Below are 19,573 nucleotides of genomic sequence, written 5' to 3'. Positions count from 1 at the left end.
GTTCATCCCGCTTCTTCTCCGACGGGCGTGACCGGATCCGGTCACCCGAAGGCCGTGGGCAGGCTGCGCAGCATCAGGCCGAGGCCGAGAAGGACGACCGCGAGTGAGGTTGCCACGGGCAAAGCACGGGCGCTCACGCGCCTCAGCAGGCGTGGCCGGGCCGAACTGTCGGAGAGGCGGCTGGCCAGCGCCCGCCCAGTGCCCATGACGAACAGGCCAACGAGAATCAGTGTCAGGGCCAGGCCCACGCCGTACGCAAGTACAAGCACCACACCGAACCATGCCCTGCCGATGGCGGCCGCGCCGATAAGGACGAGCACCGCAGAGGGGCTCGGCACCATTCCGCCTGCGAAACCCATCAGGGCCGCTCCTCGGCTTCGTTCCGAGGCGTCGTGTGTTTCTTCCGTTGGGCCGGTGTGCTCTGGCCCGTCCGGGTCTCGACGGTCGAGGCCTGTGCTCGGCGCTCCGTTCAGAGCAGCGGGTCGTATGAGGGTGGACGTTGAGGTGTGGGACAGGTGTGGGCGCGCCGAGTCTTGGACCGACTCGGGCGTAGATCGTTGCCTTGGCTGGTGGCTGTGGGTGTGCCCGTGGCCGTGGCCGTGGGGGTGGGCGTGGGCGTGGCCGAAGGCGTGGGTGTGGGTCTGGGTTCCTGTTTTGAACGTACGGATGGCGCGGCGGAGCATGAGGGTGCCGGCTACTGCTACGAGGAGACCGCTTGCTGCGCCCAGGCCACCGAAGACGAGACCTGGGGCGAGAACGGTTCCTGAGAGAACGATCAGTCCTAGGGCCAGCACTCCGGCTGTGTGCGTGAGCGTGACCGTGATGCCGAGCGTCAGGATGTTGCGGCGGGCACGGCGGCCCTGGCTCACGGCGTACGCGGCCATGATCGTCTTTCCGTGGCCTGGAGCGAGCGCGTGGAGGGCGCCGAGGGCGATGGCGATCAACAGGGCGGTGACCGCGAAGCCGAGCGTGAGGCGCTCGTTGGCGACCAGGTCAGCGAAGGCACGGGCTGGTTTGTCGGCACCCCGCGGCAGAATCTCGGTGACGGGGGTCTCGGCGGGGCCGAGGGCGGGTCCACCGGCCCGCACACGCAGGTTTGCGGTCCATTGCGAGAGGGGGCTCGAAAGGAGGTCGGACGGGTACGCGGTCAGACGCGCGCTGCGGGAGGTCGTCGGCACGTCGCTGGACGTGAGCGTCATCCGGTCGCCGCGTGCCGTGATCTCACGCCAGCCGACCGTGGCCGCGCCGCCCGTGTCACGGAACGTGATCGGGCCCTCAGCGGCGGAGGCGACAAGGGCGCATTCCAGGCGTGCGGTCGGGAGTCCGGCTTGGCCGGGAACGGTCCGTACAACGGAAGAACGCACCGTGAAGGTCAGCGGGCGCTGAGCTGCCGTACCGGCCATTGAACGAGCCGCCTCGGCGCAGCGTTCGGCCGCCCAGCCCTGCCGGTCGGCGTTGAGTAGCGGACCTGCCTGAGCAGTGGGGATCTCGGCCAGATCCTGAACGTGATCGACACGGAGTTCGCCGGGCGCAACCACCAGGCCGTCGTAGCGATTGACAGAGAAGTTGCCCAGCGGGTGTTGAGGAAGTGTCGCCGCACCCGGCACGTTCCCGAATGCCGACGTTGCCGGAGCCGCCTGCGAGGCTTCTGTGGTGGAGGCGCTCGTCGGTTGGGCGAGCGTGATGAGCAGCAGTCCGGCCAGGAGCGTCAAGGAGGCGCCTAGTCGCTTCATTGGAGCTCCTTCAGCGCCTTGCGAGCTTGAGGGGCGTGCAGGTCGGAGAAATGCGGGTTGAGGGCGAGCGCCGCTTTCAGGTCACGTCGGGCGGCCGCTTTGTGACCCAGGGATTTCTCGATGACGCCTAGGTGGTAGAGGAATGTGGCGTTGCGGTAGCCGGTGCGGGCCGCTTGGCGGGCGTAGCCGAGGGCCTCCTTGTCGCGGCCGTTCACGTGCAGCGCCCATGCGAGTGCGTCGGCGACGTGAATGCTCTTGCGGCGGCCCCATTCCGTACGGGCGGCATGAAGGGCGGCGGCTCGGTCGCCGTGGTCGGCGGCCGTTATGGCGCCCTCGAAATCGGTGGGCACGCCGTTCGATCGGGCGAGGGTGGCCCATGCGGCGGCGACTCCGTACTGTTCGCGGGCCTGTGCCTGCATGCCTCGCGCCTCGTACAGCTCGCCGAGCGCCACGACGTATGACGGCAGTGGCGCGCGTGCGACCAGGGCTTGCCGGTCGCGTATGGCGGCTGCGGCATCGCCTTTGGCGGCGCGTACGCGGGCGCGGCCGTCGATCGCGGGCAGCCAGTTGGGGTCGGCGCGGAGCGCGGCGGCGTATTCGCGTTCGGCGGTGGTGAGATCACCGCGGTTCCAGGCCAGTTCGCCGAGTTGAGTGTGCACGTACGACACGTCGGCGGGGTCGGTCGCCGAGGTCGCGGCCAGCCGGAGGACGCGCTGGGCTTCGCCGGGACGGCCGCGCAGCTCCATGACGTAGGCGTAGCGCGTGAAGATCGGAAGCGCCGGCTTGATCTTGTCCGCGTGCCGGACCGCCTGGTCGGCCTCCTCGTACCGCCCGAGCTCGACGAGCGCGTCGACGCGTACGGCATGGGCGCGGGTGCCGTACGGATTGATCTTGAGTGCCCGGTCGGCCAGGCGAAGGGCCGCCGTGAAGTCATGCCGTGCCGCGGCCAGGGCTCCCTGGCCGCTCAGCGCCGGCTCGTTGTCCGTCGGCGAGACGCGGAGTGAACGGTCGAACGCCGCGCTGGCCTTCGGGTAGTACGAGGGGTCGGCGGTCACTCGCGCCTGCTCCACGTAGGCCAGTCCCAACCCGGCCCAGCCGGCCGCGTCCTTGGGCTGGGCGCGCAGGTGCTCCTGCAGCCGCGCGATGCTGCGACCGGTGACCCTGTCCATGCCCGCGCCGGAAACCGGCGCGGACTCGGCGGCCGGTTCGAACTGGCTGCTGAACCTCACCGACGCCAGCACGGTGAGGCCGACGGCAAGGACAAAGATCACCGCCCCCGCGGCGAATCTGCGAACGACAAGCATGAATGCCTCATCTGCCTTGAGTGGTCCCCGAACGACGTGACGATCGCTTCGGTCCGGAACTGTTGGAGCGCCCCTTCCGGCCTCGTTCACCTCGAACCCGGAAGGGGCGGACCGTGGTGCGCCGGCCACGAGGGGCTCCCGAACCTGGCGGCCGGCACACGATCTAGATGGACCGCCTACGGGCCCACATCAGGAATCCGCCGGTCAGGAAGGCGGCTCCTCCTGCCAGAGCGATGATCGGCAGGATGGGGGTACCGCCGTCGTCCGCGGTGGACGTCTGCGCGGAACGGTTTCCGAAGTTGTACGTGGTGGCCGTGCCGTTGCCCGACTTGCCACCGCTGCCGCTGAAACCGCCACGCACCGCCGAGCCGGAGGTCGGCAGGGCCACGTACGGGAAGTTCGGCTCGAACTTCACGTCGTTGGCGTCCACGCTGTCGCTCAGGTCGTTCTTCATGCCGACGAGCTCGCCCTCGACGACCTGCAGCGAGATGTCGACCGTGTCGTCGGTCAGGCGACGGCCGTTCGGGTACCCTGCGTTGTCACCGTCGAGCACACCGAGCCGCTTGGGGTTGGCGGCCGGCGGGATCGACGTGTTGAGGCGCATCAGCTCGGCCGGGCGGACGTTCGGCGGCTGGTTGAGCTTGGGCACCCCGGTGAGGAAGACCTGGACCAGGTCGTTGCGCGGCGTCGGCGGGATGGGCAGCTTGTAGACCTGGTTCAGGCGCCGTGCCAGCTCCGGGTTGGTGACGTTCGACAGGAACTGCGCGTCGTTCCAGGGCACGGACGCGTTGAACTTGTCCTTGTCCTTGATGGGGTTGACCACCTCGTTCACGAGGGGGTTCGCCAGGCGCGAGACCTGCGTGAAGCTGCCCGCCGCGTTCTTGCGCTGGACCGCGGAGTAGACGCCGATGACCGGCTGGCCGGGCTTGATCAGCGCCGAGGTCGGCACCTGCAGGGCCACGGTCTGCACGTTGTAGCCGCGCAGCGTGTCGTTGCCGACCTCCTTCAGCTTGCCGCCGTAGAAGCGGTCGAACACCCGAAGGTCCAGGAAGAACGGGTCGTCCGCCTGGCCTGCGAACACCTTGGCGCCGCTCGGCAGCTGCTTGATTGCCTGCTGCCGCAGCGTGCGGTAGTCCGGCATCGACGCGTCCCCGACGTGCGAGGGTGCCACGGGCACGTTGGTGGCCAGGGTCCGCGTACCGACGACCGTGCCCCCGTTGCGCTGGATGAGGGTGAGGTCGTAGGTCTGCCGGTAGTTGAGTGTCGGGTCGTTGAAGCTGCGGACGACCCCGGTGTTGTAGAGGAACGTGTTCTGGTCGCGGTAACTCTCCTTGAACGTGAAGCGGTAGGTGAACTCGGGCAGAGAGTCGCCGTCGTTGTCGACATTGATCTCGTACCGGCCGTCCGGGTTGAACTTGTAGAAGTTGGGCCCGCCGGCGGGCTCTTCGAACGGCCAGAAGTTCGCCACCAGCGTGGTGGTGTTCGGCTGGTCGGGGCTCACGAACGCGTACACGTCCGTGTTGTCGTACTCCGGCTGCCCCGAGATCAAGGGAGCCTCTCGGTGACTCGAGGCGGTGGCCTGCATCGGAGCCAGGCTCATCGACCCTCCGGCGATCAGTGCCGCCCCCGTGGCGAGCACCCCGACGGTCCGTGACCGTCTGGAGAGGCGTTTCGGCATGGTGTGTCCCTTCTGCTCGCGAGGCCCGCGAGCTCCCGTCGCACCTGCCTCCTATTCGCCGCTCCCCCGCTCCCGGATTGCCCTGACTTTTCCTGAACGTCGAACCCCCGGCCCGGCCCCGCCTTCCCCTGCCCCTCTCCAGAGGCCCCGCCAGGCCCTCCCACATGCCCTGCTGAACGGTCCAATCCCCAGGTCAGAGGCCTGGCGAGGAGGGCCATCAATCGATTCGCGAAGTGCCCGCAGTGCCTGCTAATGTTCTTCCTGTCGCGAGGAGCCCCGGGCACGCCCGGAGCCTTGATCGGCAGGCGCCGTTAGCTCAATTGGCAGAGCAGCGGACTCTTAATCCGCGGGTTCGGGGTTCAAGTCCCTGACGGCGCACCCGTGATTCCCCTCTGACCTGGGCGTTCTCCGTTTCCGGAGAGCGCCCATCGTGCTGTTCGGGTCGCTGTGGGCAGGAAATGGGCAGACCAGTACCGCCCCAGGACGGCACGGCCGTGCGCGGGACCGGCGCGGCGGCCGCTTCGGCGGCTTCGCGGGCGACCTCGGGCAGCACGCTGGTGTAGATGTCGCTGGTGGTGGTCATGCCGGCGTGCCACAGCATCGCCTGCACGATCTTCATCTCGGCACCGGCAGGTGGCGGCGCCGCGCCGCAGATCGTGCAGCCGGATCGGTGGCAGACCGGCCTCGAAGGCCAGGCGTTCGAACTGGTCGGTCACATGCGCAGGGTGCAGCGCCGAGCCGTCCCCACGGGTGAAGTAGTAGCCGGAGTCCACCCAAGCGCCGCCCCATTCCTGCGCGGCCTGGCGCTGCCGATGGCTGTGGGCTGGGTGCGTTTTGACCTTGGCGTTGATCTAAACGCCGGTGCCGCCTTGCATTTCGGCGCTGGAAGCCAGGTAGACGCTTGATCGGGTGGGCTGATGTCAGCCTGTGGCCTGCCCTGCCGCGTTGGGCAGGGCAGGGACACGTCAGGGAAAGGCGAACTTGGTTCCGCTGCCGCCAAGTTCCTTGATGCGGTACGTGCGCTCCCGCGCTGATGAACCACATCGCCGACATGGCCAGGCGGCAGACGCCGCCGCTGGTCGCGGTGGATTTGTCCGGATTGGAGTTTTGCGACTCCTCGGGACTCAACGCGCTTGTCCGCGCATGGAAACAGATCAGCACCGCCAACGGCCGGCTGATCCTGCTGCGGCCCGGCGCCCGCCCACCCGCATGAACGCGACAGCCACGGCCGCTGTTCGGCGCACTGGCCATCGGCTCATCATGACGACCTGCGGGGAGCGATGCCCGATTTGGGTGATCTCTTAGCCCCGGCGGGTATGCACCTGGCACCCGGCCCTGAAGGAGTCTGTTCGTGCTCGCTCACCAAGTCCTGGAGCAGGCGCCCGGTCTGACCTACCGGCAGTTGGATGGATGGACCCGCGCGAACTACCTGCACGCCCGCCAAGACGGCGCCGGCAGCGGCCACTCCCGCCACTACACTCCCGCCGAGGTCCAGATCGCCGTCCTTATGCACCGGCTCCACCAAGCCGGCCTCAACGTCGCCTCCGCCCACCAGGCCGCCCGCGCCCTGGCCGCCGACAAGACCACAATCCTGGCTCCCGGCATCGAGCTCGTCCTCACACAGGACGGTCTTGCCGACGTGACCTGAAGCGGCGGCCGTCCCCGGAGACCCGCCAGTTTCCCGGTCTTCCATCCGATTTCCCCCCGGATGGGGCAAACTCCGCGATCTGCAAGATCCCTCACATACTGATCACCGGTGTGATCAGGGGTTCGGACACAGGCTAAATCAGCATGTCCTGGGAGGAGTCAGGCCGGTGGAGCGTGTCGCCGCATCGTGACCGGCGCCGCCTGGACACACAGGGCTTACCCGCAGGTGAAGTGGTCATATGGCCCCGGCCGATGATCTGGACGAACGGGCTCAACGGGCTTGCGACACCGGTCTGCGCACCACCGGATCGCCGGTCAGCGCCCCTCAGCTGCAGAACCGGTCAGCGCCCCTCAGGTGCAGAGCCGGTCAGCGCCCCTCAGGTGCAGAACCGGTCTGTGCCGTGCGCGCGGGGCTGCCGCTGACATAGGCGAGGTTGGTGTGGGCGATGATCGCCAGCTCGGCGGTGGAGTAGATCGGGAACAAGCGGCTGAATCCGGTGACGCGCAGCACGTCGCGGATGCGCTGGTTGGGGGCGGCCAGGGTCAGCGTGCCGACCTGGTGTATGCGGCCGTCGGGCCCCGCCTGACCGGTGGCGCGCAGCAACTGGTAAACGCCGGCCAGCACGCCGAGCCCATGGGAATCGGTGAATCTCACACCGGTGAAATCCAGGATCAGGTGGTGGGCGCCCTCCCCCAGCAACGCGGCCAGCCGTTCCCGCAGCGCCGTGGCGGTGGAGACATCCAGCTCACCGGCCAGCGTCACGATGGCCAAGCCGGTGTGCACCGGATGGAATCGGCTCTCTATGGTCAGGTCCATGATGCCTCCTTCAGCGGAGGACAAGTCGCTTTTTCAGGCCGCTCGGCGCGGTTAACCCCGGCCATACCCGCAAGCCCACGCACTATCCGGCTGGTCTGGACCTCGTGCGCCCTGCCCCACCCCCTCACCGCCTCGACCAAGTCTTGACAGACCAGGCCGCGGGCGCCGGGCAGGAGGCCCTCCTGCCAGTTCCTAGCCACCGCGCGGGACCGCAGCCGCCCCGCTGCGGCGGCGCACTCCGCCGCACTGGAGGCATCGTCGGGTTCCTGGAGCAGTTGATCGAGAACGGGTGCGAGAAGCGATCGACACCCGCACCATCATCACCGCTGAGGTGGCTGCCAGCCATATCGTGTGCGAGGACCTGCAGTGAGCCGTCCACGCTCCCGCCACCGTGCCGCCGGCCACCAGACCGGCCGCCACCGACGCGGTCAGGCCACCGATCCCACGCCACCTGGCATACCGTGCGTGCTCACCAGTACCGCATACGCCATCGGCGCACCCACTCCCAGTGGATACAAAAAGTAGTTGAGCAATTGCATTATGCATTCTTCTGCTGGTCAGCCACGGAACGGTGGATGCCATGTGGAGATCAATATTCATCGATGTCTTGATTGATCGTGATTTCTCCATATCATTCAGGCATGGCGATTGATTCCGATGATGGAATGACTTCGTTGGACGGGCTGGCGCCGGCGGCGGCGCTGTTCCACTCCCTCGCCGACCCGATGCGGTTGTCGATCGTGCAGCGGCTGGCCTGCGGTGAGGCTCGCGTGGTGGATCTGACACGGGAGCTGGGGCTGGCGCAGTCGAGCGTGTCCAAGCATCTGGCCTGCCTGCGCGGCTGCAAGCTGGTGGACTACCGCGCCGAGGGCCGCCAGTCGTTCTACTTCATCGCCACCCCCGAACTGCTGGACATGCTGCGCTCGGCCGAGCACCTGCTGGCCGTCACCGACCGCGCTGTGGCGCTGTGCCCGACCTACGGCACCGACGCCGACCAGCAGCAGGTCGGCGCGTGCGCTCCTGAGAGGCAGGTGCAGGCATGACCACGCTGTCACTGGGCCCCGCGTCGCAGCGGCGAGCGGTGCTGGCGCGGCGGGTGCGCCTCCTGGTGGCGGCCACCATCACCTACAACGTGATCGAGGCGATCGTCGCGATCACCGCCGGGACGATCGCCTCCTCGGGTGCGCTGGTGGCGTTCGGGTTGGACTCGGTCATCGAAGTCGCCTCGGCAGCCGCGGTCGCCTGGCAGTTCTCCGCCCGCACCCCCGAGCTGGTGGAGGAGCGCGAGAAGCGCGCGCTACGGATCATCGCGATCTCGTTCTTCGCCCTGGCCACCTATGTCACCTTCGACTCGGTCCGCACCCTGCTGGGCGCGGGCGAGGCCGAGCCTTCCACGGCCGGGCTGGTGCTGGCCGCGCTCAGCCTGGCGATCATGCCGGGGTTGTCGCACGCGCAGCGCCGCGCGGGCCGCGAGCTGGGGTCGGCGAGCGCGGTGGCCGATTCCAAGCAGACGCTGCTGTGCACCTACCTGTCAGCGGTGCTGCTGGTCGGCCTGGCGGTCAACAGCCTGTTCGGATGGGCCTGGGCCGACCCGATCGCCGCGCTGATCATCGCCGCCGTCGCGGTCAAGGAAGGCCGCGAGGCCTGGCGAGGCGATGCCTGCTGCGCCCTGCCCACCCCGGTCGGCCCTGCCAGCGGCACGGCCGTCGCCGCACACGGCGGGTCCGGCCACAGCGACGGCTGCGCCAGCTGCGAGCCCGGCTGTGCCTGCTGCTCCTGAATCGCCCCCACAGTGCCGCACTTTCTGATGTTGTCTCAAGCTGCCCGGCGGCAAAGTACGGCTTGCCGGTCTCAGATTCACCGAGCCAGCGGTCGAGGCACTCGCTCCTCGACGTCGTTGTGGGTTGGCGAAGAACGCAGCCAACCGACCAACGTCGCGGCCTCTTACTCGGCGACTCGCTGTCAACGATCATCCACCGCGTTGGACACGGTCTAAAGATGGTCTCGGGGAATACTGAGATTCCAGTTTTGTGAGTGGATCCGGCGGTCGTTCTCGTAGCCGTCGAGCTGCGCGTGCACGTGGAACTCCTCCTGCGTGCAGGTCAGTACCGTTCGGGTGACCGCCCGCGCGTCCCAGTCGCCGCGGTGGAACCTCATCGTGGAGACGACTTCGCCGCGTGCGGAGGTGAAGTCGTCGGCCACCCAGCTGTAGCGCTGTTCGACGCGCCGCCCCACTTCCAGGTCGATGGCGTCGAATCGCTGAACGCCGCCGTCCTTGACGACTTCCAGCGCCGACTCATAACCCACCAGATCCCGGGAGACCCGCCACTGCTGGTCGCCTGGCTGCACCTGGACGGTGCGCATCGGAGGCGCGCCTTCGGGCTCGTCGAAGGGCCGCATCGAGACCTCGTCGGACTCCGCCACCGGCCGTACCGGCAAGATCAGCCGGCTGTCCCCGGTGTGCACGGTGAGCTGGGCCGGGCGCGGTGGCGGGAAGGCCAGTGGCCAGTACGAGCTCGACAGCGAAAGGCGGATGCGGTGGCCCGGCGGGAACGCCTGGGCGACACCGTTGAGCTGAATGCGCACCCGGTAGCGGCGGCCTGGCTCCAGCGGCTCGGGGGCGTCGTCGCCGTCCCGGTGAGTGAGATTGAGCAGCCCGTAGGTGACGCGGGTGGCCCGGCCGTCGGGGGCCACGTCGGAGAGGCGGGCGGCGATCGTGGCCACCGGCTCGGTGGCCGTGACGTCGAGTTCCGCAACGGGGCCGCCGAGTATCTCGCAGCGTTCGGTGAGCACGCCGGTGTCGAACACCAGCGAGCCGCCGTCCTCCTCGCGCTGGTCGTACGGCAGGTCAGGCGGCGCGCTGTAGGAGCACCACTTGCCGGCGAACTGTCCCACCGACAGTGGCGACTGGATGGTCAGCTCTTCCTCGGGCACCTCCTCCTCTGGCCGGGTGATCCGGTGCGGGGCCAGTGGCAGGCTGTCGCGCCGTACGTGCGGGGAAGGCCACGAGGGCTCACCGACCCAGCGGCCGGGGCGCTCCTCATAGGAGGTGGACGGCGGCACGCTGTCCTGCATCCAGGTGCGCAGCATGGGGTCGTCCATCACGTCGTTGTCCTCGTCCTTCAGCCACCGGTCCCACCAGCGCACGACCTCTTGGAGGAACCCGATGGCCGGGCCCGGCTGGCCCAGATGCGGATACTTGTGCGACCACGGGCCGATGAGCCCCTTGCGGGGGACGTCAAGATGCTGCATCAGCCGGAAGACGGCGTTGGAGTAGCCATCGGCCCAGCCGCAGACGGCGAAGACCGGACACTCGACGGCCTGGTAGTCCTCGCAGACCGACGCTCGGCGCCAGTAGTCGTCGCGCCGCTGATGGCCCAGCCAGTTCTGCAGCCACAAGCCGCTGCCCTCCATGCGTTCCTTCCACATGTCCCGCCAGCGTTCACCGACCAGCGCGGGGTCGGGCGGGCAGGTGGTGTAGGCGAACATCGTGGACGCCTCGGCCAGATTGTCAGACAGCAGGCAGCCGCCCATGTAGTGCATGTCGTCGGCGTACCGGTCGTCGGTGAAGGAGGCGATCACGATGGCGCGCAGGCTCGGCGGCCGGCGCGCGGCCACCTGAAGTGAGTTGAAGCCGCCCCAGGAGATGCCCATCATGCCTGTACGGCCGTCGCACCAGGGCTGGTCGGCGAGCCAGGCCAGCACCTCCTCGGCGTCGCGGTGCTCCTGTTCGAGGTACTCGTCGGTGAGCACCCCCTCGGACTCGCCGGTGCCGCGGATGTCGACGCGTACGCAGGCGTAGCCGTGTCCTGCCATGTAGGGGTGGTGGATGGAGTCCCGCACCGCGGTCAGGTCGCGCTTGCGGTACGGGATGTACTCCAGGACCGCGGGCACCGGCTCGTCGTCGGACGACACCGGACGCCAGATCCTGGCCGCGAGCCGGGTCCCGTCCGATATCGGGATCCACAGATGTTCCTCTTCCTTGACCGTCCATGGCAGCGCGGTGACCTCACGCATGGCTCATCCCCCCTGTCGTGCCGTCGGCCTGCCGGCCTTGTCCTCATCGCCGTCGTCGAAGGTGAAGGCCAGCGCCTCGACGCAGCGGTCGTACTTCTCCCGCAGCTCGGTCTCGTCGCCGGCGGCCACCGAGATGTGCGCGAGCTCATGGCTGTAGCTGTCCTCCGCGCGCGGAATCTCCGAGAGCCGCTGCCCCACGTCCACGAGGGCATGAATGTTCACTCCGGGTATTTCGCGCTCCGTCTGTGCGATTTCCTCCTCGGTGGCCCGGCCACGCACGACCCCGTCCTCGAAACGGCGCAGGTACCACTTGGCGGCAAGGGCGTACGGGCCCTTGCGGTACGGCAGGCTCGGGTCGCGGCCGAGCGCGAGGCTGAGCATGCAGTGGTGGTTGGCCATGCCGTCGACCTGGTCGAAGAGCCGGGCATGTGACTGGGAGTGACGCGGATTGATCTCCAGCAGACCGACGTCACCGGTCTCCGGGTCGCAGAAGTACTCGATGCTGAACGTCGAATCGTTCAGGCCGATCTGGGCGATCACTCGCTGTGAGAGGTCCTCCAACCGGCGCTGCGTCCCAGGTGGCAGCTGGGACGGGTACTGGTGGCGCAGGAAACTGGACTCGCCCGGGTACGTGATGGAGTCGAGGATGCCGTAGACCTTGATGTCCCCGTCACGGACGTAGCCCTCGACAGCGGCGCGGGCCCCGGACATCGCCTCTTCTGCCAGACAGGCCGCACCGCCGGCCTCGGCGATCTCAGGCGGCAGGTCGAGCGTGCGCAGTACATGGTCGAACGGCTTGCCCATGCGGTCGACGCCCTCGCGTATTCGCGCGACCGCGTCCCGGAACTCCGCGTCGTCTTTCACATGGAAGGCGAGCTCGGAGTCGACAGACTTCACCGGTTTCAGCCACATCGGGTACCGCATGCCCTCGGGGCACCGTTCGGCATGATCGAGGTCCACCAGCGCGAACCGCGGACACGCGTCGGTCACCTTCTGCTGCTCCAGCCGGCTCCAGTACTTGTGCTCGCACTTGACGACCGCCTCCAAGTCGGGGCCGCGCAGCCCGAAGCGGCTGGTCAGAATCGGCACCATGATGCTGACCGGGAAGTCCCAGTAGCCGACGATCGCGTCGATGTTGCCGTCGAACCCCTTCAGGTGCCGCTGCGCCTTGTCGAGGAGCGCGGCGATGTCGATCTCGCCGTGCAGCAGCTCCTCCTGGCCGAGCAGCGGATGGAACCGGCACTCCGCGGCGTACGGGACATCCAGCAGCGTGTCGACATTCTCCTCCTCTAGACCGAGGACGAAGACATTGAGGGGTTCCATCCAGTACCTCCTTGTCGCGTGGAGGCGGAATATCCGTGAGAGTGAACTCCAAACGTTCAAGACCTCGAAGCGGCGGTGACGGTCGCGCTGCTCTCTCGCGGTTCCTGCCACTGTGACGTCACTCGCCTGTTCTCCGGTTGAGCCCGGGCACGGCGAGGTAGTCACCTCAACGGGAGGGCCACGGAGGTGCCCATGCCGAACAACACGAACGCCAGAAAGGCCGTCACCGCCGAACCTTTGATTCGCCCGTTCTGGGCGTCCTCGGTTCCAGAGGGCGCCCATCGTGGTTTCCAGAGAGCGCCCATCGTGCTGTTCGGGCGTCCGTGGCTCGGCAGCAGGTGAATCGACGCCTTCTACGCCAGCCGGCCCGCGCAGCTGTGCTCCTTCCTCGTTGTCATCTCCCTGAGGGATAACGCACCGGAACCGCACGGCCCGGGCGGGGACCGGCCGGTCCCCCGCCCGGGCGTCCTGGCGGGTTGCGCCCTCTACTGGACGGGCGCTCGGATGGGAGCGGTCAGGAGAGCTTCCGGCTGAGGAAGTCGCGGATCAACGCGGCGATCTCGGCGCCATGGGTCTCCAAGGCGAAGTGGCCGGCGTCCAGGAGGTGGATCTCCGCGTCGGGCAGGTCCCTGGCGTAGGCACGGGCTCCGTCGGCGCCGAAGATCTCATCGTGCTCGCCCCAGGTGACGAGTACCGGTGGCCGGTGGGTCCGGAAGTACTCCTGGAACCCGGGGTAGCCGTCGAGGTTGAACTGATAGTCCCAGAAGAGCTGGAGCTGGATTTCCTTGTTGCCGGGCCGGTCCAGGTAGGCCTGGTCGAGGGCCCAGGTGTCGGGTGCCAGGCGGTCGAGGCGGTCGGCGGGGACACCGTGGGTGTATTGCCATTTGGTCGCGTCCGCCTCCAGGAGCTTGCGGACCTCGACCTCGTTGGCGGCCCGGTCCTTGGCGTGGGCGAAAAGGACGTCCCAGAAGGGGGTGAAGCCCTCGAGGTAGGCGTTGCCGCTCTGGCTGATGATCGCGGTCACCCGCTCCGGGTTGCGGGCGGCGATGCGCAGCCCGATCGGAGCGCCGTAGTCCTGGATGTAGAGGGCGAACCGGTCCACGCCGAGGGCGTTCAGGAGCTCAAGGGTGATCTTGGTGAGGTTCTCGAAGCTGTAGTCGAACTCTCGCACCGACGGCATGGCCGACCGTCCGAAGCCGATGTGGTCGGGGGCGATGAGGTGGTACGAGTCGGCCAGGTCACGCAGCAGGTTCCGGAACATCGCCGAGCTGGTGGGGAAACCGTGCAGCAGGACCAGCGTCGGGTTGGCCGGATTCCCCGCCTCGCGGTAGAAGACCGGCAATCCCTGGATCTCGAGGGTGTGGTGCCGGACCGGGTACACGGCGGGGGCGTCGAAGGCGGTGGTGGACATGTCGGAATCTCCTGTTCCTTGTCGTTGACATGGGTGGTTGGGGTTCATAGGGCGCTCTTGGTGGGCGCCGAGTCGAGGGCGGGCGCTTCGGGGAGGTGGCGGCGAGTGGCCGGCCGGTGCGGCGTGAGCAGCAGGACGGCGGTGAGGCTGAGCGCCGCGCCGAGAGCGAAGTAGCCGCGATAGTCCCCGGACAGGGAATGGACGAGGGCGGCCCCGGCCAGGCCGAGCCCGGCAAGGAACTGGTGCATGAGCCAGGCCGGAGCGAGCGAACGGCCTATCCGCGCCGGCTGGAGCCCCCGGGTGAGTACGGCCATCGTCAGCGGGATCACCGGGAAGGAGGCGATCCCGAAGAGCGCCGCGACGGCGACCAGAGCACGGGGGTCGGAGGTGATGGCGGCCAAGGCCAGAGCCGACGCCCGAACGAGATGCAGGACGCGCAGTAGCGCCTCGGGACTGTGCCGGTGAAGCAGCCGGGCCGACGCCGCCGAGGCGATGCCCGCCGCGATGGCGCTCACGGCCACCAGCCGCCCGGCGTCCACGCTTGACCAGCCCAGCTCCGTGGCGTGCTTGGGCAGAAGCAGGACCACGACGTACAGGGTGGCGGCGTGCAGCCCGAATGAGGCCAGGACCCGGCCCCGCCCGCCCAGTCCCTCGCGGCCGAGAGGCCCGGGCGGCTGTGTGGGAACGCGGTCCGCGGGCAGGAAGACGGCCAGTGCGGCGGTGACCGCGAGCCCTGCCGCGCCCAGCAACGCGTAGGTGGTGCGTACACCGACCGGTTCGAACAGCGCGGTAGCCGCCCAGGGTGTGATCAGCTGGCCGAGGTTGATGCCCACGGCCGCCCGGGCCAGTGCGGGGCCGGCACGGTCGCCGTGCGCTCGGCTGATCAAGGTGCTGACCGCGAGGCTGGACGATCCCGCGAAGCCGAGCCCGCCGAGGATCACGTAGGCGAGCACGAACTGCCAGGTCTGCTGCACCACCGCCAGCGTCAGATAGCTGGCGGACAGCAAGGTCAGCGCGGTCAGCAGTACCGACCTGGCCCCGACCCGGTCGAGCAGCATCCCGATGACCGGTTGCGCCAGCCCGGTGAGCCCGGTGGCAGCCGCGGCGGCCATGGTGATCGCGGCGACGTTCACCCCGTAAGCGGCCACCGCCGGAGTGAAGAAGACCCCGGCCGAGAAGTTCAGTCCGAAGGACACCGTCATCGCCGCCATCCCCGTCCAGGCGGCCCGTGAGCCGGACCGGTACCGCATCGCCATCCCACCCCCTAACCATCTAACTCATGTTGACCGGTTAGAACGTAGGTCGGAGGGATATAACTTGTCAACACGGTTTTAATGGTTAGGATGGAGCGATGGCTCACAGACCACTCACCGGCGAGCCACTGGCCCTGGACCTGGTCAACACCGAGTGGCCCGAGCACGGCCGGATGGTGGACCACCTGGCAGACCCCGCCGCCCTGCGCGCCTGGCTCACCGAACACCAGGAGCGTCTCGGCCCGGTGCACGAGGACGTCCAGGCCGTACTGGAACCACTGCGATACACGCGCCACGCGATCCGGCAGGCACTGGAGGAGCACGACTACGATCGGCTCAACGACGTGCTCGCACATGGCCTGCTCCGGCTGAGCGTCGATGACGGCGGGCCGGTGGAGCACTCCGAGCTTGACGACGAGGCGTGGCGGCCCGCCTGGGAGACCGGACGGGCCTTCCTCGACCTCGTACGGACGGCGCCACCCGGCCGGATGCGCAAATGCGACGGACCCGGCTGCGTGCTGTGGTTCCTCGACTCATCGCGCAACGGCCGTCGCCGCTGGTGCTCCATGAGCGGCTGTGGCAACCGCGCCAAGGCCCGCGCCCACTACACCCGCGGACGGACCGACTGAGCGGCATGCACTAACCGAACGGCACGCACCCGCCGCCAACGACGAGATGGCCATGGGCGTGCTGTCGGCACTGAAGGCCCGCAACCTGGCCGGCAAGGTCAAACTCGTCGGCAACGACGGCATCTCCGACACCCTCGCCGCGGTCGCCGCCGGTGAGATGTACTCCACCAACGCCGAGTCGCCGTTCGCCCTAGGCCAACGTCAAGGAGTACGCCGCCTACCTCAGCAGCATCGGCGACGCGCCCCCGTCCTTGAAGTAGACGCCCCTGAAGTAGGCACCGCGCTGACGCGGACATGTGAGAGCGACCGGAACGGGCTCGATACCCCCCAGCATCGCCCGTTCCGGCCGCTCGACTCCCACCCCATACGGCCCACGGAGGAGCGGCCGTTGCGGTGATCGCTACCCGCCCCATGGCGAGCAAACATCTCAACTCACATCATTTGCCACTTTTCTTGGCGCGGATGAGGAGACGGCGGACGGCGGCCTCGATTTCACCCTGCGTGGCCAGCTCACCGGGGCCGACACCCTCGCCCAGGCGGCCGAGGGAGGAGTTGATCGTGACGCCGTCCTCGTACAGCTCGATGATGCGGGGGTCGATGTACGAGGCGCGGGCGACCGCGGGGGTGTTGCCCAGGTACTCGGCGACCTCTTGGACGACGCGGCTGACCGCTCGGCGGCGGGCCGCGGCGGCGGGGTCGGGTTCGACCGAGACGGCGAGGCCGACGGCGGCGAGGACGGTGGCGTGCCAGGTGCGGAAGTCCTTGGCCGTGAAGTCGCCGCCCGATATCTCGCGCAGGTAGTCATTGATGTCGTCGGCCTGGACGCTGCGCCACCCCCGCCCCGACCTGTGAGCGAGCAGTTCCTGGCCGTCGTCCTTACGGCGTTTCAGTCCACGTACGACGGTGCACACATTCTCTTCGGCAACTACTTGCTCGCGTTCTTTGGACCCTTTGGCGACATACTCGAACGTCACCTGGTTCCGGCTGCAGTGAACGTGCTCTCGCAGGATCGTGGCCAGCCCGTACGTGCCGTTCTCCTCGACATACTCCCGTCCGCCCGGCCGGAAGAAGCCCAGATCGATCAAGCGAACGGCGGCCGCCAGCACACGTTCGCGCGTATATCCGCGCGTCTCCAGGTGCTTGGTCAGCGTTTCACGGATCCCCGGCAGAACAGCCGCGAATTCCAGGACCCGCTCATGTTTTTCAGCATCCCGCTGCCGACGCCATTCTTCGTGATAAAGATATTGCCGTCGCCCTTCCGAATCCACCCCCACCGCCTGCAAATGCCCAGACGACGAGGGGCAGATCCAAACATCGTTCCAGGCGGGCGGGATCGTCAGATCTTTGATCCGGGCGAGCTCGTCCGGGTCGCGCAGCGGAGCGCCGTCCGGGCCGAAGTACTGGAATCCACGGCCACAGCGCCGGCGACGGATGCCCGGGCTCTCTGGATCACTGTGACTGAGCCGCATGCTGGTCTCTTACCCCCGTCACGGGGGTCATCCCTGGGGGTCAGGCGGACGGGCGCCACATCCGCCAGACCGGCGGGCACCCCCCGGGCGGGACGAACCGGTCGGTCACCCGGAACCCGAACTGCTCGTAGTACGGGACGTTGCTCTCCTTGGACGACTCCAGATAAGCGGGCAGCCGTTCCTCATCGCACCGCCCCAGCCGCGACCGCAGCAGCGCTCCCCCCAGCCCATTCCCCTGAGCGGCCGGGTCGGTGCCGAGCACGGCGAGATACCAGTGGGGTTCCTTGGGATGGCGCTTCTCGATCGCGCCCAGGGCCCGCAGCGCCGCCGGCAGCCGGAGCCCGAACGACCGCGCCAGTGGCACCAGCTGCCCGAGCTGGGCACTCAGCGGCACCTTCCATTCGCCGGGCGGATCCCACAATGCCGCCGCTTCGATCTCCCCCGAGCCACGACCGGCGACCTCGCACCCGCCCCGCGGCTGATGGACCTTCCGCGTGATCAGCTCGAAGACCAGCGACAGCCTGCGCACCCGGCCGTCCGCCTCGGGGATGATCCACTGCCAGACCGGATCGTCGTCGAACGCCCGCGCCAGCACGCCCGCGACCACCTTGGCATCGTCCGCCGAGAGCCTCCTGACCGTCGATTCCACCGCCACTAGGGGTCCTTTCGTCCGCTGGAAGGCCCCCGCATCGTCTCACCCGCTCCCGACAACGGACGATCCACCCTCCCCCGCCTGGTAGCCTTTCGGGGTCGCCACGCGCGACACGCGCCGTTAGCTCAATTGGCAGAGCAGCGGACTCTTAATCCGCGGGTTCGGGGTTCAAGTCCCTGACGGCGCACCCCGCCTGACCAGCACATTCTCACCATCTCCGAGCGTGCCTCCGGGCCGTTTTAGATCGATCCAAACGCCAGGTCCGTACGGCAGAGGTGTACGAGCCGTTCGTGAGTCCGTCACGGTGACGCCACCGCGAACGGTTCCGCGTTGGCCGGCCATGATGCGGCTCTGCCGATCGCAGCTTCTAACAGACCTGGGCAGGCGGGCCGGCGCCCCTTCCCCGCCCGCCTGTCCTCCCGGTGTCGGATCGTGTACGGCCCGTACCATGGCGTCATTGCCGGGACCTACGTGAGGCGAGGCGCTGGTTGTGGCCGTTTCGTGGCAGTGGCTCCGTACGAGACTCCGGCCGGGCGACGCCCGCCGCCGTGTCGACGGCCTGGCCGCCGAGCACGTCGAACGTGATGACTCCTCGGCCGCGTTGGCTCTCCTGCGCGACCACGGGATCGCCGAGGCGTCCGCGGCCGCGCAGGTGGCCGACCTGCTCCTGGCCCGGGACCGGGTGGACGACGCGATCGCCGTGCTCGGCGACTGCGCCGAAAGAGCGCAGTCGCCCACGGAACGGACCCTGGCCGCCCGCTCGCTGGCGTACCTGCTGGCCGAGCACGGCAGGACCGAGGAGCTGCGGGAACGGGCCAAAGCCGGTGATCCGGACGCGGCCGAGCGCCTGGTCATGTGGCTGCTCGAACGGGACCGCGGCACCGACCTGCACGCCCACGTGTCGTCCGGCGACGTCTACGTGTCGGACCGGATCATCCTCGCCCTGCGCCACAAGGGATACCGGAAACTGGCCGACCTCGCCGTCCGGAAACATCCGGAACAGGTCGGCTACGCCTCAGCCGAACCCCTGGTCGCCGAGATGGAACGTCAGCGCCGCTACGCAGAGGCGATCCCTTTGCTTCACGCCTTCGCCGAGCGGAGCCCCGGCGCGGCGCACCGGCTCGTGGACCTCTACCGCAAACAGGGTGACGCCGCCGGGGCCGCCGAGGCGTACCGCCTGCAGTCCGGAACCCTGAACGACTACGACGCGCGCCCCCTGATCGGCCTGTTTCTGGAGAACGGCCGGATGGACGACGCCATGCGCGTTCTGCGGGACCACCCCAACGCGGCCGACCGGTTCACCACCACCTGCCTGGTCGAGCTGATGATCGTCCAGGACGGCGCGCTGGACGACGCCCTGTCGCTCCTGCGCCGCCGTCCCGAACAGTGGGCCGCCGAACACCTCGCCGACCTGGAGTCCCGGCCGGACCGCATCGAGATCATCCGCGCGTCCCCCGACGAGGCCGCCGCCATGGTCGACCAGACCATCAACGCCGGCGACATCGACAGGGCACTCGCCCTCCTGCGCGTCCGCGCCGCCGCAGGAGACCCCCAGGCGGCCGAACGGCTGGCGGCACTGCGGCGGGACCGCGCGAACGATCCGAAGCCGCACTCGATCGACCTGCTGATGAGCACGCTGT

General features: G+C 68.5%; 18 protein-coding genes and 2 tRNA genes. 10 read left to right on the top strand and 10 right to left on the bottom strand.

Features of this window, described 5'->3' with window-relative positions; translation table 11 throughout:
* Positions 1-41: 41 nt before the first annotated feature.
* From F8566_RS19600 to F8566_RS19590, 3 genes are all read right to left on the bottom strand, one after another.
* Positions 42-1,733, bottom strand: a complete 1,692-nt coding sequence (locus tag F8566_RS19600; RefSeq protein WP_151561872.1) for a HoxN/HupN/NixA family nickel/cobalt transporter — start codon at positions 1,731-1,733, stop codon at positions 42-44.
* A complete protein-coding gene (locus F8566_RS19595; RefSeq protein ID WP_192809757.1) occupies positions 1,730-3,037 on the bottom strand; it encodes a tetratricopeptide repeat protein in 1,308 nt (435 codons plus the stop codon). The genes F8566_RS19600 and F8566_RS19595 overlap by 4 nt, the downstream gene beginning before the upstream one ends.
* Before the next feature lie 163 nt (positions 3,038-3,200).
* A complete protein-coding gene (locus F8566_RS19590; RefSeq protein ID WP_151561870.1) occupies positions 3,201-4,715 on the bottom strand; it encodes a DUF4331 domain-containing protein in 1,515 nt (504 codons plus the stop codon).
* Between the two features lie 305 nt (positions 4,716-5,020).
* Here F8566_RS19590 and F8566_RS19585 point away from each other — a divergent pair.
* From F8566_RS19585 to F8566_RS19570, 4 genes are all read left to right on the top strand, one after another.
* A tRNA-Lys gene (locus tag F8566_RS19585) sits at positions 5,021-5,093 on the top strand.
* Positions 5,094-5,278: 185 nt separating this feature from the next.
* Positions 5,279-5,620, top strand: coding sequence for a hypothetical protein (locus tag F8566_RS19580; RefSeq protein WP_151561868.1), 342 nt, complete (start codon positions 5,279-5,281; stop codon positions 5,618-5,620).
* Positions 5,621-5,748: 128 nt separating this feature from the next.
* The gene (locus tag F8566_RS19575; RefSeq protein ID WP_151561865.1) at positions 5,749-5,928 is read left to right on the top strand and encodes an STAS domain-containing protein; all 180 of its coding nucleotides are present in this window, start codon (positions 5,749-5,751) and stop codon (positions 5,926-5,928) included.
* A 138-nt stretch (positions 5,929-6,066) separates the two neighbouring features.
* The gene (locus tag F8566_RS19570; protein ID WP_192809756.1) at positions 6,067-6,363 is read left to right on the top strand and encodes a MerR family transcriptional regulator; all 297 of its coding nucleotides are present in this window, start codon (positions 6,067-6,069) and stop codon (positions 6,361-6,363) included.
* Between the two features lie 366 nt (positions 6,364-6,729).
* Here F8566_RS19570 and F8566_RS19565 read toward each other — a convergent pair whose 3' ends face one another.
* Positions 6,730-7,179: an STAS domain-containing protein gene (locus tag F8566_RS19565; RefSeq protein WP_151561860.1), complete on the bottom strand. Its 450-nt coding sequence runs from the start codon at positions 7,177-7,179 to the stop codon at positions 6,730-6,732.
* A gap of 665 nt (positions 7,180-7,844) precedes the next feature.
* Between F8566_RS19565 and F8566_RS19560 the strand changes: the two genes are divergently transcribed.
* Both F8566_RS19560 and F8566_RS19555 read left to right on the top strand, forming a co-directional pair.
* Positions 7,845-8,222, top strand: a complete 378-nt coding sequence (locus tag F8566_RS19560) for an ArsR/SmtB family transcription factor (protein ID WP_151561858.1) — start codon at positions 7,845-7,847, stop codon at positions 8,220-8,222.
* Positions 8,219-8,959, top strand: coding sequence for a cation transporter (locus F8566_RS19555; RefSeq protein WP_151561856.1), 741 nt, complete (start codon positions 8,219-8,221; stop codon positions 8,957-8,959). The genes F8566_RS19560 and F8566_RS19555 overlap by 4 nt, the downstream gene beginning before the upstream one ends.
* 212 nt (positions 8,960-9,171) lie before the next feature.
* Here the strand turns inward: F8566_RS19555 and F8566_RS19550 are convergent, their stop codons facing one another.
* From F8566_RS19550 to F8566_RS19535, 4 genes are all read right to left on the bottom strand, one after another.
* Entirely contained in the window at positions 9,172-11,196 is a 2,025-nt protein-coding gene (locus F8566_RS19550; protein ID WP_151561854.1) for a CocE/NonD family hydrolase, read from the bottom strand.
* A 3-nt stretch (positions 11,197-11,199) separates the two neighbouring features.
* Entirely contained in the window at positions 11,200-12,519 is a 1,320-nt protein-coding gene (locus F8566_RS19545; RefSeq protein WP_151561852.1) for an ATP-grasp domain-containing protein, read from the bottom strand.
* 514 nt (positions 12,520-13,033) lie between these two features.
* Entirely contained in the window at positions 13,034-13,930 is an 897-nt protein-coding gene (locus F8566_RS19540) for an alpha/beta fold hydrolase (protein WP_151561850.1), read from the bottom strand.
* Between the two features lie 44 nt (positions 13,931-13,974).
* Positions 13,975-15,186, bottom strand: a complete 1,212-nt coding sequence (locus F8566_RS19535; RefSeq protein WP_151561848.1) for an MFS transporter — start codon at positions 15,184-15,186, stop codon at positions 13,975-13,977.
* A gap of 95 nt (positions 15,187-15,281) precedes the next feature.
* Here F8566_RS19535 and F8566_RS19530 point away from each other — a divergent pair, with 95 nt between their 5' ends.
* Together F8566_RS19530 and F8566_RS19525 are read left to right on the top strand one after the other, a co-directional pair.
* A complete protein-coding gene (locus tag F8566_RS19530) occupies positions 15,282-15,812 on the top strand; it encodes a CGNR zinc finger domain-containing protein (RefSeq protein WP_151561846.1) in 531 nt (176 codons plus the stop codon).
* Entirely contained in the window at positions 15,760-16,209 is a 450-nt protein-coding gene (locus tag F8566_RS19525) for a substrate-binding domain-containing protein (protein ID WP_264159347.1), read from the top strand. The genes F8566_RS19530 and F8566_RS19525 overlap by 53 nt, the downstream gene beginning before the upstream one ends.
* Before the next feature lie 40 nt (positions 16,210-16,249).
* On the opposite strand, the gene F8566_RS19520 is transcribed toward F8566_RS19525, so the two are convergent.
* Together F8566_RS19520 and F8566_RS19515 are read right to left on the bottom strand one after the other, a co-directional pair.
* The gene (locus F8566_RS19520) at positions 16,250-17,281 is read right to left on the bottom strand and encodes a DNA topoisomerase IB (protein WP_151561842.1); all 1,032 of its coding nucleotides are present in this window, start codon (positions 17,279-17,281) and stop codon (positions 16,250-16,252) included.
* 40 nt (positions 17,282-17,321) lie between these two features.
* Complete coding sequence (locus F8566_RS19515; protein ID WP_225993337.1) at positions 17,322-17,936, bottom strand: GNAT family N-acetyltransferase; 615 nt, start codon at positions 17,934-17,936, stop codon at positions 17,322-17,324.
* A 111-nt stretch (positions 17,937-18,047) separates the two neighbouring features.
* Here F8566_RS19515 and F8566_RS19510 point away from each other — a divergent pair.
* Together F8566_RS19510 and F8566_RS19505 are read left to right on the top strand one after the other, a co-directional pair.
* Positions 18,048-18,120, top strand: a tRNA-Lys gene (locus F8566_RS19510).
* Positions 18,121-18,423: 303 nt separating this feature from the next.
* Positions 18,424-19,573, top strand: a 1,150-nt coding sequence (locus tag F8566_RS19505) for a tetratricopeptide repeat protein (RefSeq protein ID WP_151561839.1), incomplete at its 3' end; no start/stop codon positions are given.

It is taken from the genome of Actinomadura rudentiformis, assembly GCF_008923185.1.
Classification (GTDB): domain Bacteria; phylum Actinomycetota; class Actinomycetes; order Streptosporangiales; family Streptosporangiaceae; genus Spirillospora; species Spirillospora rudentiformis.
Note: the sequence above shows the minus strand (reverse complement) of the source record. Positions and strands in the feature narration are given on the sequence as shown.

What these genes read in the sequence shown, in the direction of transcription:
- F8566_RS19560 (WP_151561858.1), top strand. Translation starts at nt 7,845, where the DNA reads ATGACTTCGTTGGACGGGCTGGCGCCGGCGGCGGCGCTGTTCCACTCC.
- F8566_RS19565 (WP_151561860.1), bottom strand. Translation starts at nt 7,179, where the DNA reads ATGGACCTGACCATAGAGAGCCGATTCCATCCGGTGCACACCGGCTTG.
- F8566_RS19540 (WP_151561850.1), bottom strand. Translation starts at nt 13,930, where the DNA reads ATGTCCACCACCGCCTTCGACGCCCCCGCCGTGTACCCGGTCCGGCAC.
- F8566_RS19555 (WP_151561856.1), top strand. Translation starts at nt 8,219, where the DNA reads ATGACCACGCTGTCACTGGGCCCCGCGTCGCAGCGGCGAGCGGTGCTG.
- F8566_RS19580 (WP_151561868.1), top strand. Translation starts at nt 5,279, where the DNA reads ATGTCGCTGGTGGTGGTCATGCCGGCGTGCCACAGCATCGCCTGCACG.
- F8566_RS19520 (WP_151561842.1), bottom strand. Translation starts at nt 17,281, where the DNA reads ATGCGGCTCAGTCACAGTGATCCAGAGAGCCCGGGCATCCGTCGCCGG.
- F8566_RS19595 (WP_192809757.1), bottom strand. Translation starts at nt 3,037, where the DNA reads ATGCTTGTCGTTCGCAGATTCGCCGCGGGGGCGGTGATCTTTGTCCTT.
- F8566_RS19590 (WP_151561870.1), bottom strand. Translation starts at nt 4,715, where the DNA reads ATGCCGAAACGCCTCTCCAGACGGTCACGGACCGTCGGGGTGCTCGCC.
- F8566_RS19575 (WP_151561865.1), top strand. Translation starts at nt 5,749, where the DNA reads ATGAACCACATCGCCGACATGGCCAGGCGGCAGACGCCGCCGCTGGTC.
- F8566_RS19545 (WP_151561852.1), bottom strand. Translation starts at nt 12,519, where the DNA reads ATGGAACCCCTCAATGTCTTCGTCCTCGGTCTAGAGGAGGAGAATGTC.
- F8566_RS19535 (WP_151561848.1), bottom strand. Translation starts at nt 15,186, where the DNA reads ATGGCGATGCGGTACCGGTCCGGCTCACGGGCCGCCTGGACGGGGATG.
- F8566_RS19600 (WP_151561872.1), bottom strand. Translation starts at nt 1,733, where the DNA reads ATGAAGCGACTAGGCGCCTCCTTGACGCTCCTGGCCGGACTGCTGCTC.
- F8566_RS19530 (WP_151561846.1), top strand. Translation starts at nt 15,282, where the DNA reads ATGGCTCACAGACCACTCACCGGCGAGCCACTGGCCCTGGACCTGGTC.
- F8566_RS19550 (WP_151561854.1), bottom strand. Translation starts at nt 11,196, where the DNA reads ATGCGTGAGGTCACCGCGCTGCCATGGACGGTCAAGGAAGAGGAACAT.